The sequence below is a fragment of the Streptomyces sp. XM4193 genome (assembly GCF_023072595.1).
In the GTDB taxonomy this organism is placed as follows: domain Bacteria; phylum Actinomycetota; class Actinomycetes; order Streptomycetales; family Streptomycetaceae; genus Streptomyces.
This window is the reverse complement of record NZ_JALLGK010000009.1, coordinates 260,610-279,740: the sequence shown is the minus strand read 5'-3', so window position 1 is coordinate 279,740 and position 19,131 is coordinate 260,610. Positions and strand designations below refer to the sequence as shown.

At 72.9% G+C, this 19,131-nt stretch carries 13 protein-coding genes and 1 tRNA gene; 7 read left to right on the top strand and 7 right to left on the bottom strand.

What is annotated here, in order from left to right:
* From MTQ01_RS22045 to MTQ01_RS22035, 3 genes are all read left to right on the top strand, one after another.
* A partial coding sequence (locus MTQ01_RS22045; protein WP_247492529.1) for a PP2C family serine/threonine-protein phosphatase occupies nt 1-1,081 on the top strand: 1,081 nt, incomplete at its 5' end.
* Nucleotides 1,082-1,179: 98 nt separating this feature from the next.
* Nucleotides 1,180-2,538 (top strand): VWA domain-containing protein, encoded by a 1,359-nt coding sequence (locus MTQ01_RS22040; RefSeq protein WP_247492528.1) that lies wholly within the window; start codon nt 1,180-1,182, stop codon nt 2,536-2,538.
* 24 nt (nt 2,539-2,562) lie between these two features.
* A complete protein-coding gene (locus tag MTQ01_RS22035; protein WP_247492527.1) occupies nt 2,563-3,888 on the top strand; it encodes an FHA domain-containing protein in 1,326 nt (441 codons plus the stop codon).
* Between the two features lie 178 nt (nt 3,889-4,066).
* Here MTQ01_RS22035 and MTQ01_RS22030 read toward each other — a convergent pair whose 3' ends face one another.
* Entirely contained in the window at nt 4,067-5,017 is a 951-nt protein-coding gene (locus MTQ01_RS22030; protein WP_247492526.1) for a methyltransferase domain-containing protein, read from the bottom strand.
* Between the two features lie 221 nt (nt 5,018-5,238).
* On the opposite strand from MTQ01_RS22030, the gene MTQ01_RS22025 reads away from it, so the two are divergent.
* The 3 genes from MTQ01_RS22025 to MTQ01_RS22015 all read left to right on the top strand — a co-directional run bounded on the left by MTQ01_RS22025 (nt 5,239) and on the right by MTQ01_RS22015 (nt 7,685).
* Nucleotides 5,239-5,979 carry an ABC transporter ATP-binding protein gene (locus MTQ01_RS22025; RefSeq protein WP_247492525.1) on the top strand — a complete coding sequence of 247 codons (741 nt, stop codon included), beginning with the start codon at nt 5,239-5,241 and terminating at the stop codon, nt 5,977-5,979.
* On the top strand, nt 5,976-7,085 hold the full coding sequence (locus MTQ01_RS22020) for an ABC transporter permease (protein WP_247492524.1): 1,110 nt from the start codon (nt 5,976-5,978) through the stop codon (nt 7,083-7,085). Before MTQ01_RS22025 ends, MTQ01_RS22020 begins: the two co-directional genes overlap by 4 nt.
* 195 nt (nt 7,086-7,280) lie before the next feature.
* A complete protein-coding gene (locus MTQ01_RS22015) occupies nt 7,281-7,685 on the top strand; it encodes a globin (RefSeq protein WP_308294428.1) in 405 nt (134 codons plus the stop codon).
* A gap of 192 nt (nt 7,686-7,877) precedes the next feature.
* Here MTQ01_RS22015 and MTQ01_RS22010 read toward each other — a convergent pair whose 3' ends face one another.
* From MTQ01_RS22010 to MTQ01_RS21985, 6 genes are all read right to left on the bottom strand, one after another.
* The gene (locus tag MTQ01_RS22010) at nt 7,878-8,585 is read right to left on the bottom strand and encodes a hypothetical protein (RefSeq protein ID WP_247492520.1); all 708 of its coding nucleotides are present in this window, start codon (nt 8,583-8,585) and stop codon (nt 7,878-7,880) included.
* A complete protein-coding gene (locus MTQ01_RS22005) occupies nt 8,545-8,982 on the bottom strand; it encodes a thioesterase family protein (RefSeq protein WP_247492518.1) in 438 nt (145 codons plus the stop codon). The genes MTQ01_RS22010 and MTQ01_RS22005 overlap by 41 nt, the downstream gene beginning before the upstream one ends.
* A 98-nt stretch (nt 8,983-9,080) precedes the next feature.
* Nucleotides 9,081-10,745, bottom strand: coding sequence for an energy-dependent translational throttle protein EttA (gene ettA, locus MTQ01_RS22000; protein WP_247492517.1), 1,665 nt, complete (start codon nt 10,743-10,745; stop codon nt 9,081-9,083).
* Nucleotides 10,746-10,876: 131 nt separating this feature from the next.
* Nucleotides 10,877-12,433, bottom strand: coding sequence for a thioester domain-containing protein (locus tag MTQ01_RS21995; RefSeq protein ID WP_247492516.1), 1,557 nt, complete (start codon nt 12,431-12,433; stop codon nt 10,877-10,879).
* 902 nt (nt 12,434-13,335) lie between these two features.
* Entirely contained in the window at nt 13,336-16,974 is a 3,639-nt protein-coding gene (locus MTQ01_RS25330; protein ID WP_374207836.1) for a GTPase, read from the bottom strand.
* A gap of 4 nt (nt 16,975-16,978) precedes the next feature.
* A complete protein-coding gene (locus MTQ01_RS21985) occupies nt 16,979-18,634 on the bottom strand; it encodes a dynamin family protein (protein ID WP_247492515.1) in 1,656 nt (551 codons plus the stop codon).
* 299 nt (nt 18,635-18,933) lie between these two features.
* Here MTQ01_RS21985 and MTQ01_RS21980 point away from each other — a divergent pair.
* Nucleotides 18,934-19,006: transfer RNA gene (locus MTQ01_RS21980), tRNA-Arg, on the top strand.
* Nucleotides 19,007-19,131 lie beyond the last annotated feature (125 nt).

Below are 19,131 nucleotides of genomic sequence, written 5' to 3'. Positions count from 1 at the left end.
GCCACCCGCCGCACCTCCGCAGCCCGCACCCGCGCCGCCCCCGCCCCCACCGCCCGGCCGCGCACCGGCAGCGCCCGCAGCACCCGCAGCGCCCGCAGGGCCGGCGTCGCCCGCTGCCCCGGCGCCGGTCGAGCCCCCGCAGGGCCGGCCGGTCGCCCCCACCACCGCGACACCGGCCGGTGGCACCGCCTGCCCGGTCTGCACCCATTCCGGCCTCCACCGCGACGGCTACTGCGAGCGGTGCGGCCATGCCCAGCCACGCGAACGGGACCACATGGAAGAGCAGTTGGACGGCGTCTGCGTGGTCAGCGACCGCGGCCACCGCCACCACCGCAACGAGGACTTCTTCGCCGCCGCCCACAGCGTCACGCCCGGCGGACGGAACGCGGTTCTCGCCGTCGTCTGCGACGGCGTCTCCTCCTCGACCCGGCCCGACGAGGCGTCGGCCGCGGCGGCGCGCACGGCCTGCGCCTCGCTGCGCGACGACCTCGCCGCCGGAGCCGGGCCCGAGCAGGCGATGCACGACGCGATCCTGCGCGCCGGAGCCGCCGTCAACTCCCTCGCCGATTCCGACCGCAACCCCGAACAGAACTCCCCCGCCTGCACCCTGGTCGCCGCCGTGGTGGTGGAGGACGTCCTCACCGTCGGCTGGGTCGGCGACAGCCGTGTCTACTGGGTGCCGGACGACCGCTCCGCGCCGGCCTCGCGGCTGACCGAGGACGACTCCTGGGCCGCGCAGATGGTGGCCGCCGGGCTCATGCCGGAGAGCGAGGCGTACACCGACCCGCGGGCGCACGCGATCACCGGCTGGCTGGGCGCCGACGCCTACGAGGTCGAGCCGCACACCGCCTCGTTCGCCCCGGAGAGCACCGGCGTGGTCGTCGTCTGCACCGACGGGCTGTGGAACTACGCCGAGTCCGCCGCGGAGATGGCAGCCGCGGTCCCGGCCGACGCCCGTACCGCGCCGCAGGCCGCCACCCGGCACCTGGTCGACTTCGCCCTGCGCAGCGGGGGCCACGACAACGTAACGGTGGCGCTCCTGCCGTTCCCGCGCACGGGGACGCGGGCAGGATCGGCCTGACGGACCGACACTCGGGGGAAGCGCCGGACCCTTCTTCCGAACTCCGCTGCCACGGCGGCCGGTCGTACGCGCACCGAGGGGAAGAGGGACACACGCGGATGGCGAGATTCACCAAGGAGAACGTGCCGAGCTTCTCGGCCGAGGTGTACCAGAACAAGTTCCTTCCCGAGGGCGCCGAGGAGGTCAACGCGATCGTCACCGTCACCTCCACGGGAGGGGGTACGAGCGGTGGGGTTCCCCTGGTGAGCGACGGGTCCGGAGTGCACAGCGCGGGCACGGTCAGCGCCTCGCGGGCCGCCGTGGTGATCATGGTCGACTGCTCCGGGTCCATGAACTACCCCGAGGCGAAGCTCCGCAACGCCGGAGAGGCCACCGCCGCCGCCGTCGACACCCTGCACGACGGGGTCTCCTTCGCGGTGGTCGCCGGCACCCACAAGGTCCGCGAGATCTATCCCGGGGACGGCCGACTCGCCGTCGCGGACCGGGAGACCAGGAGCGCGGCCAAAACCGCCCTGCGCGGCCTCACCGCGGGCGGCGGCACCGCCATCAGCACCTGGCTGCGGTGCGCCGATCGGCTGCTGGCCACCAGCGAGGCGCCGATAAAGCACGGCGTTCTGCTCACCGACGGCAAGAACGAGCACGAGCAGCCCGAAGAGCTGCGCACCGCGCTGGAGGAGTGCGCGGGCCGCTTCACGTGTGACGCGCGTGGAGTGGGCACCGACTGGGACGTGCGGGAGGTCACCTCCATCGCCTCCGCACTGCTCGGCACGGCGGACATCGTCGCCGACTCCGAAGGTCTGGCGGAGGACTTCACACAGATGATGGCGACGGCGATGGGCAAGGAGGTCGCCGACATCAATCTGCGTCTGTGGACACCGCAGGGCGCCGAGATCCGGTACGTCAAGCAGGTCGCGCCCACGGTGGAGGACCTCTCCGCCCGCAGGACCGACACCGGTCCGCGCACCGGCGACTACCCGACCGGTTCCTGGGGCGACGAGTCGCGGGACTACCACGTGTGCGTACGGGTGCCCGCGGCCTCCGTGGGTCAGGAGATGCTCGCGGCCCGCGTCTCCCTCACCCGCCCGCAGCCGGACGGCACTTCGCTGTCCCTGGCGCAGGGGCTGATCAAGGCGGTGTGGACCGACGACGTGGCGGCCGGCACCACACTGAACCCGCAGGTGGCGCACTACACCGGGCAGGCCGAGCTTGCCAGGGTCATCCAGCAGGGACTGGAGCTGCGCAAGACCGGCGACGAGGACGGGGCGACCGCCAAACTCGGCCGTGCCGTGCAATTGGCATCGGCCTCCGGCAACGAGGACACCGCCAAACTGCTCGCGAAGGTGGTGGACGTGGTGGACGCCGCTGCGGGTACTGTTCGGCTCAAGGCTCGGGTGACTGACGCCGACAAGATGACACTGGAAACCCGGTCGACCAAAACGGTTCGAGTGAAGAAGTAGCAGTTACGGAGGGGGCAGCCCGAGATGCCGACTTGTCCGAACGGCCACCAGTCGGCGGCCAACGACTGGTGCGAGGTCTGCGGTCACCGCATGGCGGAGGCACCCGGCTCCCCGGTCCCGCCGCCGCCTCCCCCGCCGCCCGCCGGTGGTTACGGCTACCCCGCCCCTCAGCCGTCCGGCCAGTACCCGACCGGGCAGCCCGGCAGCGGCGGCACCGGCGAGCACTGCCCGCAGTGCGGCACCCAGCGCGAGACGCAGGCGCACTTCTGCGAGGAGTGCCGGTACAACTTCCTGACCGGCCAGCCCACCCCGTACCCCACTCCGGGTCCGCCGCCCGGCGGCTATCCGCCGCAGGGGGGTGCGGCGCCGCTGGACTACACCGACTCGGGCCGCACCAACCGGACCGCCGAGCGGATACCGCCCGGCACGGGCCAGGTCCCGGGCGGGGGCCAGGGCGCGGAGACGTCCTGGAACCTCGCCCCGCCGAGCGCCGGTGCTCCTGCCCCGCAGTACAACCGGCAGCCCCCCTCGCCGCAGCACCCCAGCCCGCCCGAGCAGTCGTATCCGCAGGGGCAGCAGCCGCCGCAGGGCCCGTACCCGGGCCAGGGACAGCAGCCCTTCGCCGGCGGCACCGGGCACGTCCAGGGCGGCGCGCCCCAGTACCCCGGCGCGCCCGAGCAGTCCTACACCCAGGGCCAGCAGCCGCCGGCGCAGCAGTACCCGCCGGAGCAGCAGCCGCAGTACGGGTACCCGCCGCAGCAGACCGGCGCTCCGCAGCAGGCGCAGCAGTTCGCGCCGCAGGCGCCGCCGCACCAACAGCCGCACCCACCCCAACAGCACGGCCAGCCGCAGCAGTTCGCGCCGCAGGGCCAGCAGCCGTACCAGCAGCCGTACGGCCAGCAGGCCCCGGGCCAGCAGATGCCCGGGCAGCAGCAGGGCCCGCCCGGCGCGTGGCGGGTGATCATCACGCAGGACCCGGAGTACTTCCAGGCGATGATGGAGCGCAGCGGTCCGGAGGGCGCCGGTCTCCAGATCCCGCAGCCCGGGCCGGGCCAGCAACTGCCGCTCACCGGCCACCAGATCACCATCGGCCGCCGCCGCCAGTCCACCGGCGAGGCACCGGACATCGACCTCGGACGCGCCCCCGAGGACCCGGGCGTCTCGCACCAGCACGCGCTCCTGGTCCAGCAGCCGGACGGGAACTGGGCCGTGGTGGACCAGGACTCGACCAACGGCACCACGCTCAACGGCGCCGAGGACCCGATACAGCCCTTCATCCCGGTCACGCTCCAGGAGGGCGACCGCGTGCACGTGGGCGCCTGGACGACCATCACCCTCCACCGCGGCTGAGCCCCGCACCTCCACGGCACGACCGGCGTCGTACACGTACGGCCCGCGCGCACCGCCTCCGCGAGCGCGCGGGCCGTACGCGTGCGGGGGTGCGAGCCGTACCCATGCCGGGGCGGCACTCGCGGGGCGGGCCGCGTACGGGGCGCACGGGCTGTGCGCGCCGTACGGGCACGGGAGTTCAGCGGTGCGGCGGGTGCGCGGCCAGGGCCCAGCGGTGCGGGCCGTCCGGGCTGTCCAGCCACACCCACTGCCCGCTCTCGGTGACGGTGATGCCGAAGCGCTCCCGTCCCGGCTCGCCCTCGCGCCGCCACAACTCGTACGCCTCCCGGGGGTCCAGGACGTCCGCGCTCAGCGTCAGCAGGAAACGGAACGAGTCCTGTGCCCGTGCCCCGGCCGGCACCCCGGCGGGCCGCATCGGCGCCCGGCGCAACTGGTCCGCACCGCGCAACGGCACGAAGTAGGCCGGGGTCTCCAGGAAGCGCCCCTCGGCCCAACCGACCGGGCACACCCGCAGGGCTATCAGGCCGGTGGCGAGCGGCGCGAGGATCAGTCCGTCCGCCGCGGACTGCGCCACCCAGGGCCAGGGCACGCGGCGCAGCGCACAGGTCGCGATCACCCGGTCGTAGGGGGCGTTGCGGGCGTGGCCAACGGCCCCGTCGCCGGTCACGACGGTCGGCCGGTAGCTGGCCGCGGCGAGGTGGGCGCGCGCGGCCTCGGTGATCTCCGGTTCGACGTCGACGGTCGTGACCCGCTCCTGGCCCAGGCGGTGCGCCAGCAGCGCGGCGTTCCAGCCGCTGCCGGTGCCGATCTCCAGCACGTTCATGCCCTCGCTCACCCGCAGGGCCTCCAACATCGCCGCCATCAGCGAAGGTTGGCTGCTGGAGGAGATCAACTCGCCCTCGTGCAGCCGGATCGCCAGCGGTACGTCCTCGTACGCTCCCTCCCGCCAGCGCGCCCGGGCGGCCGGGTCGGGGTCGTCCCGCGAACGCCGCTCACCGCCACTGCCGGTACTGATGAGGTACTCCGGCACAAAGGTCTCGCGCGGCACCGCGCCGAAGGCCTCGCGCCAGGCAGAATCCTTCAGCGCGCCCGCGGCGACCAGTGCGTCGAGCAGGGCTTGCCTTCCCATCCCTCCACTGTGCTCGGTGCCGGCGGTTCCTGCGAGGGCAGCGCGAGAGGCGGGCCCACACCCGCCCGCGCACCGGCTCCGACACGGCCCGGAGCCCGGTTCCGGACCGGCCCGAACCGGCCCCGGCCCGACTCGGACAGCAGGTGGGCCCACTGTCTGCGGCGGTTGTCGGTCCCGGCAACGGACTCCCGCACCGGCCGGATAGCCGATAGCGTCCCGGTATGACGATCAGTGCCGACGCTGTCGCGATCTCGGCCGAGAACCTCCGCAAGCGATACGGCGACGTACAGGCCGTCGACGGGGTGACTCTGCAGGTGAAGCGTGGCGAGTTCTACGGGATCCTCGGGCCGAACGGCGCGGGGAAGACGACCACCATGGAGATCATCGAGGGCCTGCGCGAGCCCGACGAGGGCAGCTCGCACATCCTCGGCGAGTCGTCCTGGCCGCGCAACCACCGGCTGCTGCCGCGCATCGGTGTGCAGCTCCAGGCCTCCGCGTTCTTCGAGAGGCTCACAGCCAGGGAGCAGATCCGGACCTTCGGTTCGCTGTACGGCATCGGCGCCAGGGAGGCGGACGCCATGCTCGACCGCTTCGGGCTGACCGAGAAGGCGGGCGTACGCGACGACCAGCTCTCCGGCGGCCAGGCCCAACGGCTGTCCATCGCCTGCGCGTTGGTGCACGATCCGGAGGTGGTCTTCCTCGACGAGCCGACCACGGGTCTCGACCCGCAGGCCCGGCGCAACCTCTGGGACCTGCTGCGCGACCTCAACAAGGAGGGCCGCACCGTCGTCCTGACCACCCACTACATGGACGAGGCGCAGCAGTTGTGCGACCGGGTCGCGGTCATGGACCACGGCAAGGTGCTGCGGGTCGACGCTCCCGACGCGTTGATCAGCGAGCTGGGCGTGGACTCGCTCGAGGACGTTTTCCTCAGCCTGACCGGACGGGAGTTCCGCGAGTGAAGGCGTTCCTCACTCTGTCGAAGACGATGACCCTGGGCCTGCTGCGCGACCGGGCGGCCGTCTTCTTCATGTTGATCTTCCCGCTGATGTTCCTGGTGCTGTTCGGCGCCCTCTTCAAGGACACCTCCGCGCCACAGGTGAAGGTGGTGCAGGTCGGCGATGTGGCCGTCTTCGACGACATCCCCGCCGAGCAGCGCGAGCAGCTGCGCGAGGTCATGGTCGTCGAGAAGACCGACGGCTCGCGCGACGCGCTGGAGCAGGCGCTCGCCAAGGTGCGCAAGGGCGACACCGACGGCGTGATCTACGAACCCGAGACGGCCGGCAAGAGCGCGGGGTCGGGCCCGACCGAGCGGATCGAGCTGCGGGTCTCCGGCGCCGACAGCGCCAAGGCCGGCAGTGTGCGCAGCGTCGTGGACTCCGTGCTCCAGCAGGCCAACCAGAAGGCGACCGGCCAACCGCCCGCCTACGCACTGGCCACCGACCGGGTCGAGGACCAGTCCGTCAAGCAGATCCAGTTCCTGACCCCCGGGCTGCTGGGCTGGGCGGTCGCGATGGGAGCCGTCTTCGGCACCTCGTACAACCTGGTGGCGTGGCGGAAGAAGCGCATTCTTCGGCGGCTGTGGCTGGCACCGGTCGGCGCGGGCTCGGTGGTCAGCGCCCGGGTCGGGGTGAACCTCGGACTCGCCCTGACGCAGACCGCGATCTTCCTCGGTATCGCCGTACTGCCGTACTACGGGCTCAAGTTGAGCGGCGACTGGTGGCTGTGTCTGCCGCTCGTGGTGACCGGCACCCTGGCGTTCATGTCGATCGGCCTGGTGGTGGGCGCGGTCGCGAAGTCCGAGGAGGCGGCGAACGGCATGGCGCAGCTGATCGTGCTGCCGATGGCGTTCCTCTCGGGCTCCTTCTTCCTGCTGGACCTCGCGCCGAAGTGGGTGCGCACGCTGTCGGACTTCCTGCCGCTCAAGCACCTCTCGGACGCCATGCAGGGCGTACTGAGCCGGGGCGAGAGCTGGGGCACCGCGCTGCCGGTGATGGGCGGGCTGCTGCTGTTCGCGGCGGTGCTCACCCTGATCGCCGGCAAGCTGTTCCGCTGGGACGCCGCCTGATCCCCGCACGCCGTCCGGCCCGCACCCGGGCGCGGGCGTGCGGGCACGGGCGTACGTGTACGCCGGTACGGGCGTACGGGCGTGCAGGTACGGAGCCGTTCCCGCGGCTGTCCCGAGCGGCGGCCGACCCGGGTCGGCCCGGGGCGATCGTTCCGGGCCGACCGCGGGGGCGCGGGGATCTGCGACCATGGTGACGTGATGGAGATTCCGCGCGGCAGCTTGCAGCAGCAGACGTTCTTCGAGCAGGTCGGGGGCGAGGAGACGTTCCGTCGGCTCGTCCGGGTCTTCTACGAGGGCGTCGCCGAGGACCCGTTGTTGCGGCCCATGTACCCGGAGGAGGATCTCGGCCCCGCCGAGGAGCGACTGGCGCTCTTCCTGATGCAGTACTGGGGCGGGCCGCGGACCTACAGCGACGAGCGGGGCCACCCGCGGTTGCGGATGAGGCACGCACCGTTCACCGTCGACCAGGCAGCGCACGACGCCTGGCTGCGTCACATGCGGGCGGCCGTCGACAGTCTGGAGCTGGCTCCGGAGTTGGAGCAGCAGCTGTGGAACTACATGGTCTACGCGGCCCGTTCGATGATCAACGCGCCCGGCTGAGCACGCAGTTGCCCGCCGCACGGCAGACGGTGCGGCGGGCTGCGGGTGCTTCGGGTCGGGCTGCGGGTGCTTCGGGTCGGGCTGCGAGTGCTTCGGGCACTTCGGGGCGGGGTCGGCCCCCGGGTTCCGCGCCGGACCGCCCGAGCGGGCCGGGATCGGCGCCGCGGGCGGCGGGCGGTGAGCGGCGGGTGCCTACGAGCCGTGGCCGCCCGGCGCGGTCGGGGTGACCGAGAGGCTCGGACCGACCGAGGTGCGCACCGCCACCGAGCCGTAACGGGTGCGCAGCCGCAGCCAACTCCCCGCGCTCAGCAGGGTCGTCGGCTGCTGCCCGTGCAGAAAACCCAGCGCGTGCGCGGCGTGGACCGCCCGCAGCGGCAGCTCGGTCCGGCCCAACGGCCGCGACCAGATCTCCTCGGCCAGCGCGTCCAGGGTGCCGCGGTCGCGCTGCGTCAGTCGCTCCGCGCGCTCCCGGAACTCCTTCACCGTGGCCGCCGCCACCGTGCGGACGGAGTCCGTCGGCAGCTCGCCCAGCGGCTGCCAGCCGCTCCGGGGCGGGAGCACTCCGGCCCACGAGGGGCCGGTGACCGGGGAGGGGACCGTCATCGCCTCGGCGCCCTCGTCCACCGACTCCAGCAGCTCACCCGCGGCGACCGTGCTGTCCAGCTCGATCGGCCGCAGCAGCCGCGCGGTACGGATCGCCAGCACCTCGAAGCGCGCCGGCTTGGCGAAGACACCCACGACACCGCTCTCGCCGCGGCCCTCGTCGCGGCCGCCGCCCGACTTCACCCGCACCGAGGCGTTCTTCTCCCAGCGCACCAGCCTCTGGAGCAGCGCCGCGAAACCGGCTGCCTCGCCGGGGTCAGCGAACGTCAGCCGACGCACGGTTGTTGAAGCTGTCATCGACGTACGCCTCCAGGAAAGTGCGCTCCTCGTCGGTGAGACGACGGGGGCGGGCTGCCTCCAGGTCGTAGGGCACCACGACGGTCTTGGCCCTGACGTACACGACGTCGGGGTCCTTGATCTCGTACGCGAGCGTCGCCGAGGCGTAGCCCAGCTTGGCGACCCAGGTCTCGATGGTGACCGGCTCGTGCCGGTGGACCAGCGGCCGGAGGTAGTCCACCTCGTGGCGGGCCACGACCGAACCCCCGGTGAAGGCACCGGAGTCGGCACGACGCGCGAGCCGGAACATCAGGTCGATCCGCGCCTCCTCCAGGTACCGCATGAAGACGACGTTGTTGATGTGCCCGAAGGCGTCCATGTCCGACCAGCGCATCGGACATTCGTAGAGGTGGCGCATGGACTCCCCGTCCCGGTTCCGGGGCCCGTCACAGGACGGCGGCCCCCTTGGCACCGGTCGCCGGAAGACACGCGTCTCCCGGCGACCGGCCCGCGCACTCAGCCGCGGGTGAGCTTCTTGTACGTCGCGCGGTGCGGACGGGCGGCGTCCGCACCCAGACGCTCGATCTTGTTCTTCTCGTAGCTCTCGAAGTTGCCCTCGAACCAGAACCACTTGCTCTCGCCCTCGTAGGCGAGGATGTGCGTCGCGACGCGGTCCAGGAACCACCGGTCGTGGGAGACGACCACGGCGCAGCCGGGGAAGTCGAGCAGGGCGTTCTCCAGGGAGGAGAGCGTCTCCACGTCCAGGTCGTTGGTCGGCTCGTCCAGGAGCAGGAGGTTGCCGCCCTGCTTGAGGGTGAGCGCCAGGTTCAGGCGGTTGCGCTCACCGCCGGAGAGCACACCGGCCGGCTTCTGCTGGTCCGGGCCCTTGAAGCCGAAGGCGCTGACGTAGGCGCGCGAAGGCATCTCGACCTGGCCCACGTTGATGTAGTCCAGCTCGTCGGAGACGACCGCCCACAGGGTCTTCTTCGGGTCGATGTTGGCGCGGGACTGGTCGACGTAGGAGATCTTGACGGTGTCGCCGACCTTGATCTTCCCGCTGTCCGGCTCCTCGAGCCCCTGGATCATCTTGAACAGCGTGGTCTTGCCCGCGCCGTTGGGGCCGATGATGCCCACGATGCCGTTGCGCGGCAGGGTGAAGGACAGATCGTCGATCAGCACCTTCTCGCCGAACGCCTTGGAGAGGTTCTCCACCTCGACCACGACGCTGCCCAGACGCGGGCCGGGCGGAATCTGGATCTCCTCGAAGTCCAGCTTCCGCATCTTCTCGGCCTCGGCCGCCATCTCCTCGTAACGGGCGAGCCTCGCCTTGGACTTGGCCTGCCGGCCCTTGGCGTTGGAGCGGACCCACTCCAGCTCGTCCTTGAGCCGCTTGGCGCGCTTGGCGTCCTTCTGTCCCTCGACCTTGAGCCGGGCCTGCTTGGTCTCCAGGTACTTGGAGTAGTTGCCCTCGTAGCCGTGGGCGCGACCGCGGTCGAGCTCCATGATCCACTCGGCGACGTTGTCCAGGAAGTACCTGTCGTGGGTGATGGCCACGACGGTGCCCTCGTACTTGGCCAGGTGCTGCTCCAGCCACTGGACCGACTCGGCGTCGAGGTGGTTGGTGGGCTCGTCGAGCAGCAGCAGGTCGGGGGCCTCGAGCAGCAGCTTGCAGAGCGCGACGCGGCGCTTCTCACCGCCGGAGAGGTTCACCACCGGCCACTCGCCGGGCGGGCAGCCGAGGGCGTCCATCGCCTGCTCGAGCTGGGCCTCAAGGTCCCAGGCGTTCGCGTGGTCGAGCTCCTCCTGGAGCTTGCCCATCTCCTCCATCAGGGCGTCGGTGTAGTCGGTCGCCATCTGCTCGGCGATCTCGTTGAACCGGTCGACCTTGCCCTTGATCTCCTTGACGCCGTCCTCGACGTTCTCCAGGACGGTCTTGGACTCGTCCAGCGGCGGCTCCTGGAGGAGGATGCCGACCGAGTAACCGGGGCTGAGGAACGCGTCGCCGTTGGAGGGCTGCTCGATGCCGGCCATGATCTTCAGAACGGTCGACTTGCCGGCGCCGTTCGGCCCGACCACGCCGATCTTCGCACCAGGCAGGAGGCTGAAGGAGGCGTCGTCAAGGATGACCTTGTCGCCGTGCGCCTTGCGCGCCTTGCGCATGGTGTAGATGTACTCAGCCAAGAGAAACCGTCCGGCAGTGTGGTAGTGGGCAGATGGTCCCATCCTGCCGTACTAGCCGTCTGCGATGAAATCCGGGCGTCCCGGCCCCACCGGAGGCCGCCGTCCGCGACGGCCGCCCCCGGTGGTGCAGTTCACCGCCCGGGCTCGGAGTCCTTGTCGCCGTCGCCGCCGCGGGACTTCGGGGCGGGCTCGTCCCCGGCGTCCGAGTCGGCGTCCTCCCGGCCGTCGGCCGTCGGTGCCGCATCGCCCGCCACACCTGCGCGGGAGGCGTCGTCGGTCCGAGCCGCGGAGGCGTCCTCGGAGGTGTCGTCGTCCGCGTCCGCGTCGCTCCCGGTGTCGTCGGCAGCGAGATCGTCCGACTCCGCCTTGGTGCGCCGCACCATCAGGATCGCCACGGCGCCCAGGACGAGCATTCCGGCCGCGATGCCGATGAGCAGCGGCACATTGCTGGTGTTCCCCGTCTCGGCGAGGTTCGGCTCGGAGTCGCTGCCACCGACGGTCACCGGCTCCGTCTGGACGCTCAACCCGGGTGTCTCGGCGGGTACTTCGGACTTCGGGGCGCAGTCGAGCACACCGCTGAACGTCTCGGAGCGGCCCTGCGGCGCGGCGATGCCGATGCGGTAGGCCTGGTCCTCCTTGACGGGCACCGCCACCCGGTCGGCGGCGCCCGCCGCCACCCGGTGCTTCTCCTTGCCGAGGGTGAACTCGAAGGGGGCGTCGCCGCGGCTGTTGTCGACGGTCACGTTGACCGCACCGCCGCCGCAGTCCTTGCGCGCGGTGATCGCGGGTATCGCTCCCTCGGCCGCCCAGACGGCGTTCACCGTCGCGGCCGCGGTCGCCTCGCTGGAGCCGGCGAGTATCTGCGTCTGGCTGGTCGTCTCGGAGCCCTGGCTGGTGAAGACCCGGCCGACCGGAACGGTCGTCGCCGCCTCGATGGTGAGCGCCGTGGCGCCGTCCTCGGCGTCCGCCGGGATCTCCAGGTAGACCTTGTCGCCGTGGCTCACGGAGGTGACCGTCTCGCCCTTGCGGTCGGTGATCCGCACTCCTTCGCCCGCGTCCGGCGCGGTGCTGACGGTGGCGCTCTGCGCCGCGGTGCGCACGGTGATCGGACCGATCCGGTCTCCGGGCCTGCCCGCCACCGAGGAGGGGCTCAGGGCGAGAGAGGAGCCGGGCTCGGCCTCCTTCCTCGCCTCCTTGTAGAGGTAGGCGGCCAGCTTCTGCGCGCTCTTGTCGACCGCGGTGACCTCGGTGTGCTCGGAGTAGCGCCAGATCGCGACCTGGGTGCCGGCCGCGGCGGCCTGCGGGGTGAGCTTGCCCGCGCCCGCCTTGCGCGCGAGCACGGAGAGGTCGTTGACCTGGGGGTAGGAGTTCTTGAGGATCCAGCGGATCTTGCCCGCGTCGGGATTGTCGTGCAGCGAGGAAGCACGCCAGGAGGACTCCTGGTACTGCGCCTGCTCCTGCGTGGTGCCGAGCATGTCGACGCTGTAGGTCTGGAGGCTGCCGCCGCCGGCGACCGCCATCTCGAAGAGCCCGGCACCCGTCGGGATGCGCTCGCCCTCCTCGTGGATGATCGCCTTTCCGTGCACCGCGAGTCCGTCGAGGGTGGCGACCGCTCCTCCGCCGGAGTCCTCGGGGGTCAGCTCCTCGGCGCTCGCACCGGGCGCCGTCGCGGTCAGCGCGAAAGCCATCGTCAGACCGAACGCAACGGCCCTGGCCCCGCGAAGCGAGACAGCCGACCGGCCGCGTTTCGAGATCATCCTCTTCCCCTCGTCATCCCCACATCGACGACTGGGACGAACCCAGCAAGCCTGCCCGGGATCGTAGAGAGGGAAAATGTCGCGACCACCGACTTTCACGATCACTTCGCCTTCCGAATCAGAATCGTTATCGCCGAATGCCGCGAACCCGGACCTTCACGACGCCGCACCAACTCGCCGCCGGACGCAGCTTTGTGGGCTTCGCGGGCTATGTCGGCCCTTCACCCGAAACACACGTCCGAGCGTCTGCGGCCCGGCCGGACCGCAGACGGTGCTGCGCACGGGACACGAGGCCCAGCGCCGCCGCGCCGCTCGCGAAACGGACGGCGCCCGTCTCCCGACCCGCCCCGCACCGGGGTCGGTTCGCCGTCGATCCCGGTGGCCGCACTGCCCGTGACAGTCGCGCTGGTCCCGCTCACGCTCGCTCCTCAACATCCGGCAGTCCGGAGAAGGCCTACCGGCGGCGCGGGACCCGAACACCGCGAGAGTGCCGCGAGGCCGTCGGCGCCGCCGCCGACAGCACCATGCTGCCGCCTGCGCCAGAATCCCGCTCGCGCCTGTGGACTACTGGCCGGTTGTGCACAACTCGACCACCCTCACGGGGAATTGACGCTGCGGCGGACCTCTGCGGTTGCAGCCGGTGGGATCCCCGTGGTCCGCCTCCGCAGCAGGGCCGCCTCCCCGTGCGAGCAGACACACAACGGCGGGAAGCCGTGGCAGCCGTAGGAACGACCTGCCACGGCTTCCCGCCGCTCTCACCGACTGCCGCCGCTCACAGGGCTTCGACAGCTCTCACCGTTGCCCGCCGCTGCCCGACCGCGCCGCGCGCACGCTCAGCGCATCGGACCGACGCTCTCCGGCCCGCCGGCCGCCAGCACGTACTGCTCGCGGGCCTCGGTGTAGCGCAGCAGCTCGGCCGCCACCGGTTCCAGGACACGACCCCGGCCGCAGTCCGCCGCAAGACGGCGCAGTCTCGACTCCTGTTCCAGCCCGAACGCCCTGGCCGGGCCGCGCGCCGCCACCCGGCAGCCCCAGGCGAGCGCCGGCCCGCCCAGCGCCCCGGCGACCAACAGCCCGAACGGGAGCCACCGTTCGGCGCCCATCCCGCCGGCCACCAGCCCGCCGAGCAACCAGCACACACCGATCAGCTGGAACGCCAGCAGCAGGGCCTGACCGACCGCAGCAGCCGTCCACCAGCGCGGACGCACCGGACGCACCGGACGCACCGGCAGTCGCGCGCCCGCCACCGCGCGGTCGAGCGCGCCGGGCAGCCCTTCCCCGCCCGTACGAGCGGCGTGCCGCACGGCGCGTGCCCACGCGGACGGCAGACCCCTCGTGGTGTCGTCCATCAACCCGCGCACCGCCTGTTCGACCACCGGCCTGCCGGTGTGCTGCTCCCAGGCCGTGCTCTGCCGATCGCCGCCCGGTTCCCGCAGCTCGCGGTCGCCCGAGGCACCGCCCGCCCCCTCGTGGAGCGCCGGCCCGCGGTCCGTGGCACCGCGCAGGTGCTCGGACGCCTGTGTTCCCGGACGTGCCGCTCCGTCGGCGCTGCCGCCGCCCGGTCGGGCGATGCCCCCGTCGGGGCCGTCCGCATTGCCGGCTTCCGCCGGTGCCACCGTGGCGAGCGCCGCCGCGCGGCCCTGGCGACCCGCCTTCGCCCGGTCCTTCGCGGGCTGCTCGCCCATCGCCCAGCCGTCCGGCTTCTCGCCCCGGCGGGCTCCCGCACGCCGTACCTGCCAACGGGCCAGCCCCGCCCAGGAGGTGCCGCAGGCCAGATCGGCCTGCCGCAGCCACACCCGTTCCGCGGTGCGGCCCGCGGCAGCCGCGCCGACCGCCACCGCCAGCCGCTCCTCGAACGACTCCCGCACTTCGGCGGTGAGCCCTTCCGGCCTCGCGTTCCCCGCGCCCGTGCAGACCGGGCGCAGTTCGTCGACCACCCGGTCCACGTCCGCGGCCAACCGGCGGGCCGCGGCGAGCTGGTGGCTCACCAACTCGCCCAGTGCCTCGCGCAGTTCGCACACGCCCTGGCCGCTGAGCGCGGACAGGGCGAGCACCTGGGCTCCGGGGTCGCCGTGCTCCCCGAGCGCCATACCGTCCTCGTCGAGCAGCCTGCGCAGATCGTCGAGCAGCTCGCCGGCCGCTTCCTCCGGCAGCCGGTCGACCTGGTTGAGCACCACATAGGTGACCTCGGCGTGCCCCGCCAGCGGTCGCAGATAACGCTCGTGGAGCACCGCGTCGGCGTACTTCTCCGGGTCGACGACCCAGATCACCGCGTCGACCAACTGCAGCAGCCGGTCGACCTGTTGGCGGTGCCCCTCGGCGAGCGAGTCGTGGTCGGGCAGATCGAGGAGGACGAGTCCGCCGAGCTCCCGGTGGGTGCCCTCGCGCAGATGCGCGCGACGGCGGGCACGCGGGGGCACGCCCAGGCGCTCCAGCAGACCGTCCGCCCCACCGGTGCGCTCCGAGGTCTCCCACACGCACGCCACCGGCGTCGCGGTCGTCGGCCGGCGCACGCCCGCCTCCGAGAGCTGGGCGCCGGCAAGCGCGTTGAAGAGCGTCGACTTGCCGCATCCGGTCGGTCCGGCGACCGCCACCGTGGTGTGGGCGCGGGAGAGCCTGCCGCGTGCCGAGGCCTCGTCGAGGACCCGTACCGCTTCGGCAAGGCTCTCCGGTTCCAGCCGAGTCCGGGACAGCCCCACCAGTTCGCGCAGGGCGAGGAGCCGCCGACCCAGCCCCCGTTCGCCGCCCGGCGCCGTGGGGCCCGACCGGCGCCCCGCCCGCACGGGGGCTTCGGCGGGCAGTTCGGGAACCGAGATCGACTGCGCGAGCGGGGCTGTCAGCCGCTGCTCCTCGTCCTCCGCGCACTCGGGCGCGGACGACGGCCCCTCCGGTGCGAACTCCGGTGTGTGTTCCGGTGCGTACTCCGGTGTGTACGGGGCCGTCGACGGATGGGGAGCCTGCCTGCCGTACGGGTCCCGGGTCTCCTCCCGGATCGGGCGCCCGGCGAGGAACGCCTGCGAGTCGGGCGCCCCGGGGAGGAAAGCCTCCGAGGCGGGCGTCTCCGAGAGTGCATCCGCCGAGGCGGGCGACTCGGGAGCGGGAGTCGGCCGGGTGGGCAGCGGCTCTCGTACGGGCGGCGCGGCGGACAGCGGCGCTCGAACGGGTGGTTCGGTGGGCCGCGGCGGCACCCGGAGGCCCCCGTCGGTCGACGCCTCGGCGCCCGGCAGCGCCTCCGGCCGCGCGGGCCCTCCCGTATACGCGGACGTCTCGGAAGGAACCGGTTGTCCCGGACGTGCCGGGCGTCCGGGGGGTGGCGCAAGGTCCGGCACGGGCGCGACCGTCGTCGCCTCCGCGGCCGTCCTTGCGTTCGTCACCGCGGTCGTCTCCTCGGAGACGGGGCACCCGGAAGTGGCGCCCGGTGCAGCCGGGTTCGCGACACGGGTCTCCTCGGCACCCGCACCCTCGACGCCCGGCTGTTCCACGGCCGGGACCTCCGCCGCCGCCCGACGGTCCTGCTGCGGCGGCTGCAGCGGACGGTCCGGGCCCGCGGATCGGCTCGTGTGAGCCCGGTCCAGGTGCGAGCGTTCCAGCTCCGCCAGGCGTTCCAGATACCTCGGGGCCGTGGCGGGCGCCCTGGGCGGGTCCGCCGGGGCAGCGTGCGGGAGCAGGGCCGTCGGCGGGGTGTACGGGCTCGCGGCCGTGGTCAAGGACCGCACTCGTCCGCGTACGGCGGAAGGGAGTTGCGCCGTACCGGTGCCCGAAGCGGTCGGCCGTTGCGGCGCGCAGGGCTCGATCCGGCCCTCGGTGAGCGGGAGTTGGACCGGTTCGTCGATCCGGCCCACGATCGCCGACGTGTGCTCGCGCCCGCCCGGCTCGACGACCGGACGGGACCGCGCCTCCTCCGCGCCGGGTCGTGCGCGGCGGGCGATCAGTCCGTCGTCCCACGCCGGAGCACCGCCCGCGACCCGGGCACCGTCCGAGGCCCGGGCACCGCCCGCGCCTGCCTCTCGTCGAGCGGCGGCGTGTTCCGCGTCCGTCCGTCCGGCGCGCTCCGGGGCGCCGCTCCCTGGTTCGTCGGTCACGTCCGCGCCCGGAACGGCGGGTTCGGCACCGGCTCCGGGGGCCGTCGGGACACCGGGGCCGCCCGAGGCGTCGGCGACGGGAGGTGCCTCGAAGCCGAAGCCCGGACGCCCCAGCACCGACACGCCGTCCTCACCGGACGCCTCCCCGTCGAACACGTCCGAACCCGACTCGCCTCCACCCGACCCGTCCGCAGCCGGCACTCCCCCGTCCGGCGCTCCCCCGTCCGACGCGGCCTCACCCACCGGTCCTCCACCCGAGACTCCCCCGCTCGCGGGTTCGGCCTCCCGGGCGTGTGCCGCCTGTGCGGCGTCCGGCGTTCGGCCGTCACTCTCCGCGCTCTGGCCGCTGTGCTGTTCCTCGATACGGACGTCGCCGAGCGAACCGGACACCGTGTCACCTCTCCTTGTGCAGTACGGACAGTGCGGCGATGAGCCGGGCCTGCTGCTCCGGTCCCGCGTCGAGTTTCTGGAGCGGCGCGAGCCGGCGGTCCCGCTCGCCGTGCAGTGCGCGGTCCACGCACTCGGTGAGCAGTTCGGCGCCGCGTTCGCGCAGTGCGGCGGCCGGCGGAACGGTGAGGATCGCGGCCAGCGCCTCGCCCGCGGCGATTCCCTGGGCGCCGCCGAGCAGTGTGGTGGCCAACAGGGCCGCGGTCTCCTCGCCGTTGGCGGGGCCGCGGCCGTCGGCCCGGTACGCCTCCTCGGCCAGTTCCTCGACGCAGCGCCGCCAGTGGCGTACGGCCACGCCCATCCGGTCCACCGTCGGCGCGGCGCCCAGGCAGGGGTCCTCGGGCAGTCCGACCGCACCCGGTTCGCGCCGCCAGAAGTCGACGATCCTTTCCTCGGCGGCGCCCACCGCGTTGGCCAGCAGGTCGGCCAGCCCGTCGGTGCAGGCGGACATCAGCTCCTCGCCCGCGGTGTCGGTGGGGAAGCCGCGCCAGTGCGTCCAGGCTTCGCCGGCGAGCAACCGGCCCTCGCGCAGCCGGAGTTTCGCCTGCTGTCCGGCCTCGGCGTAGGCGAGTTCAACCTGGTGGGCGAGGCGCAGCGCGGCGGAGTGCTGTGCTGCGGCGCCCGCGGCGAGTTCGGGGACGCGCGAACGGAGCGAGGCGAGCGCACCGGCCGCCGTACGGCCCACCGCCTCCTCTCGGGCGAGGGGGTCGGTGACCAGGTGGGTCAGCCAGTGCCGCAGCGAGTCCACGGCGCTGGCGGGCAGCACCCCCCGGCTCCCGGCGGCCGACTCTGGCAGCTCGGGGACGGTGAAGCGCGGGATACCGGCGAGCCCGGCCCGCTCCAGCAGCGCGGTGTACTGGCGGGTGACCTCGTGGGTGATCTGGTGCGGCACCCGGTCGAGCACGGTGGCCAGCGTGACGTCGTACTCCCTTGCCGCGCGCAGCAGATGCCAGGGCACCGCGTCGGCGTACCGGGCGGCGGTGGTGACCAGGATCCAGATGTCGGCGGCGCAGATCAGCTCGGCGGCGAGATCGCGGTTCTCGGCGACCAGGGAGTCGATGTCGGGTGCGTCGAGCAGCGCCAGCCCGGTGGGCAGCGCCTCGTCGGTCTCCAGCCGCAGGGCCGGCCCGCCTTCGCCCGCGGGCGGGCGCGGAAGGGTGCCGGCGGACTGCGGCGAGGGTTCACCGCGGTCGACGGCCCGTTGGGGGGCGGCGCCGCGTCCGCGGTCGGCGCCGAGCCGGGCGAGGCGGGGCAGCACCCGGCGGTCCCGGAACCAGTGGGCGTCGTCGGGGTGGCACACCAGCACCGGGGTTCTGGTGGTGGGCCGGAGCACGCCCGCCTCGGTGATCCGCCGCCCCACCAGGGAGTTGACGAGCGTCGACTTGCCGGCGCCGGTCGATCCGGCGACGACCGCGAGCAGCGGCGCGTCGGGATCTCGCAGCCTGGGCACGAGGTAGTCGTCGAGCTGGGCCAGCAGCTCGGACCGGCACCGCCGCGCGTACGGGGCGCCGGTCAACGGCAGCGGAAAGCTGGCGGCTTCGACGCGATCGCGCAACGCGACCAGCGAGTCGAGCAGTTCGGTGCGTGCTTCCAAGATCGCCACATGGGGAAGAATGCCCAATTTGGGCGCTTTTTTGAAGCTTATTCATCCGGTAACAACCCGTTTTGCCCCCATGCCGCGAAGGCTCACCGACAGCTCCGTGGCATAACGACTGCACAACACCCGCCGCGGTGGTCGCGCAAATCAATGCGTGAGCAGCGCTCGCCTGCGATTATCGGAGCGCTTCACGGAACCTCCACAGCATGCTGCGGCGGTGACGCGAACAACAGTGACGAACGGGGCCTCTATCCTTGCTGCCGTGCAAGGCCACACCGGGGTTCCGCCCGTCCGAGGCCAGGCCGGCCCCCGTAGCTCAGCGGATAGAGCAGGCGCCTTCTAAGCGCTTGGCCGCAGGTTCGAGTCCTGCCGGGGGCACACCGCAGGTCCCTCCACGGAGGGACCTTTTGGCTGTCCGCGGACAGCGCGGGCCGGGGTACGGCCGTGCACCGGCGATCGACCCGCGGCGGTCCCACGACACAGGACGCGCGCGGACAGTCGGT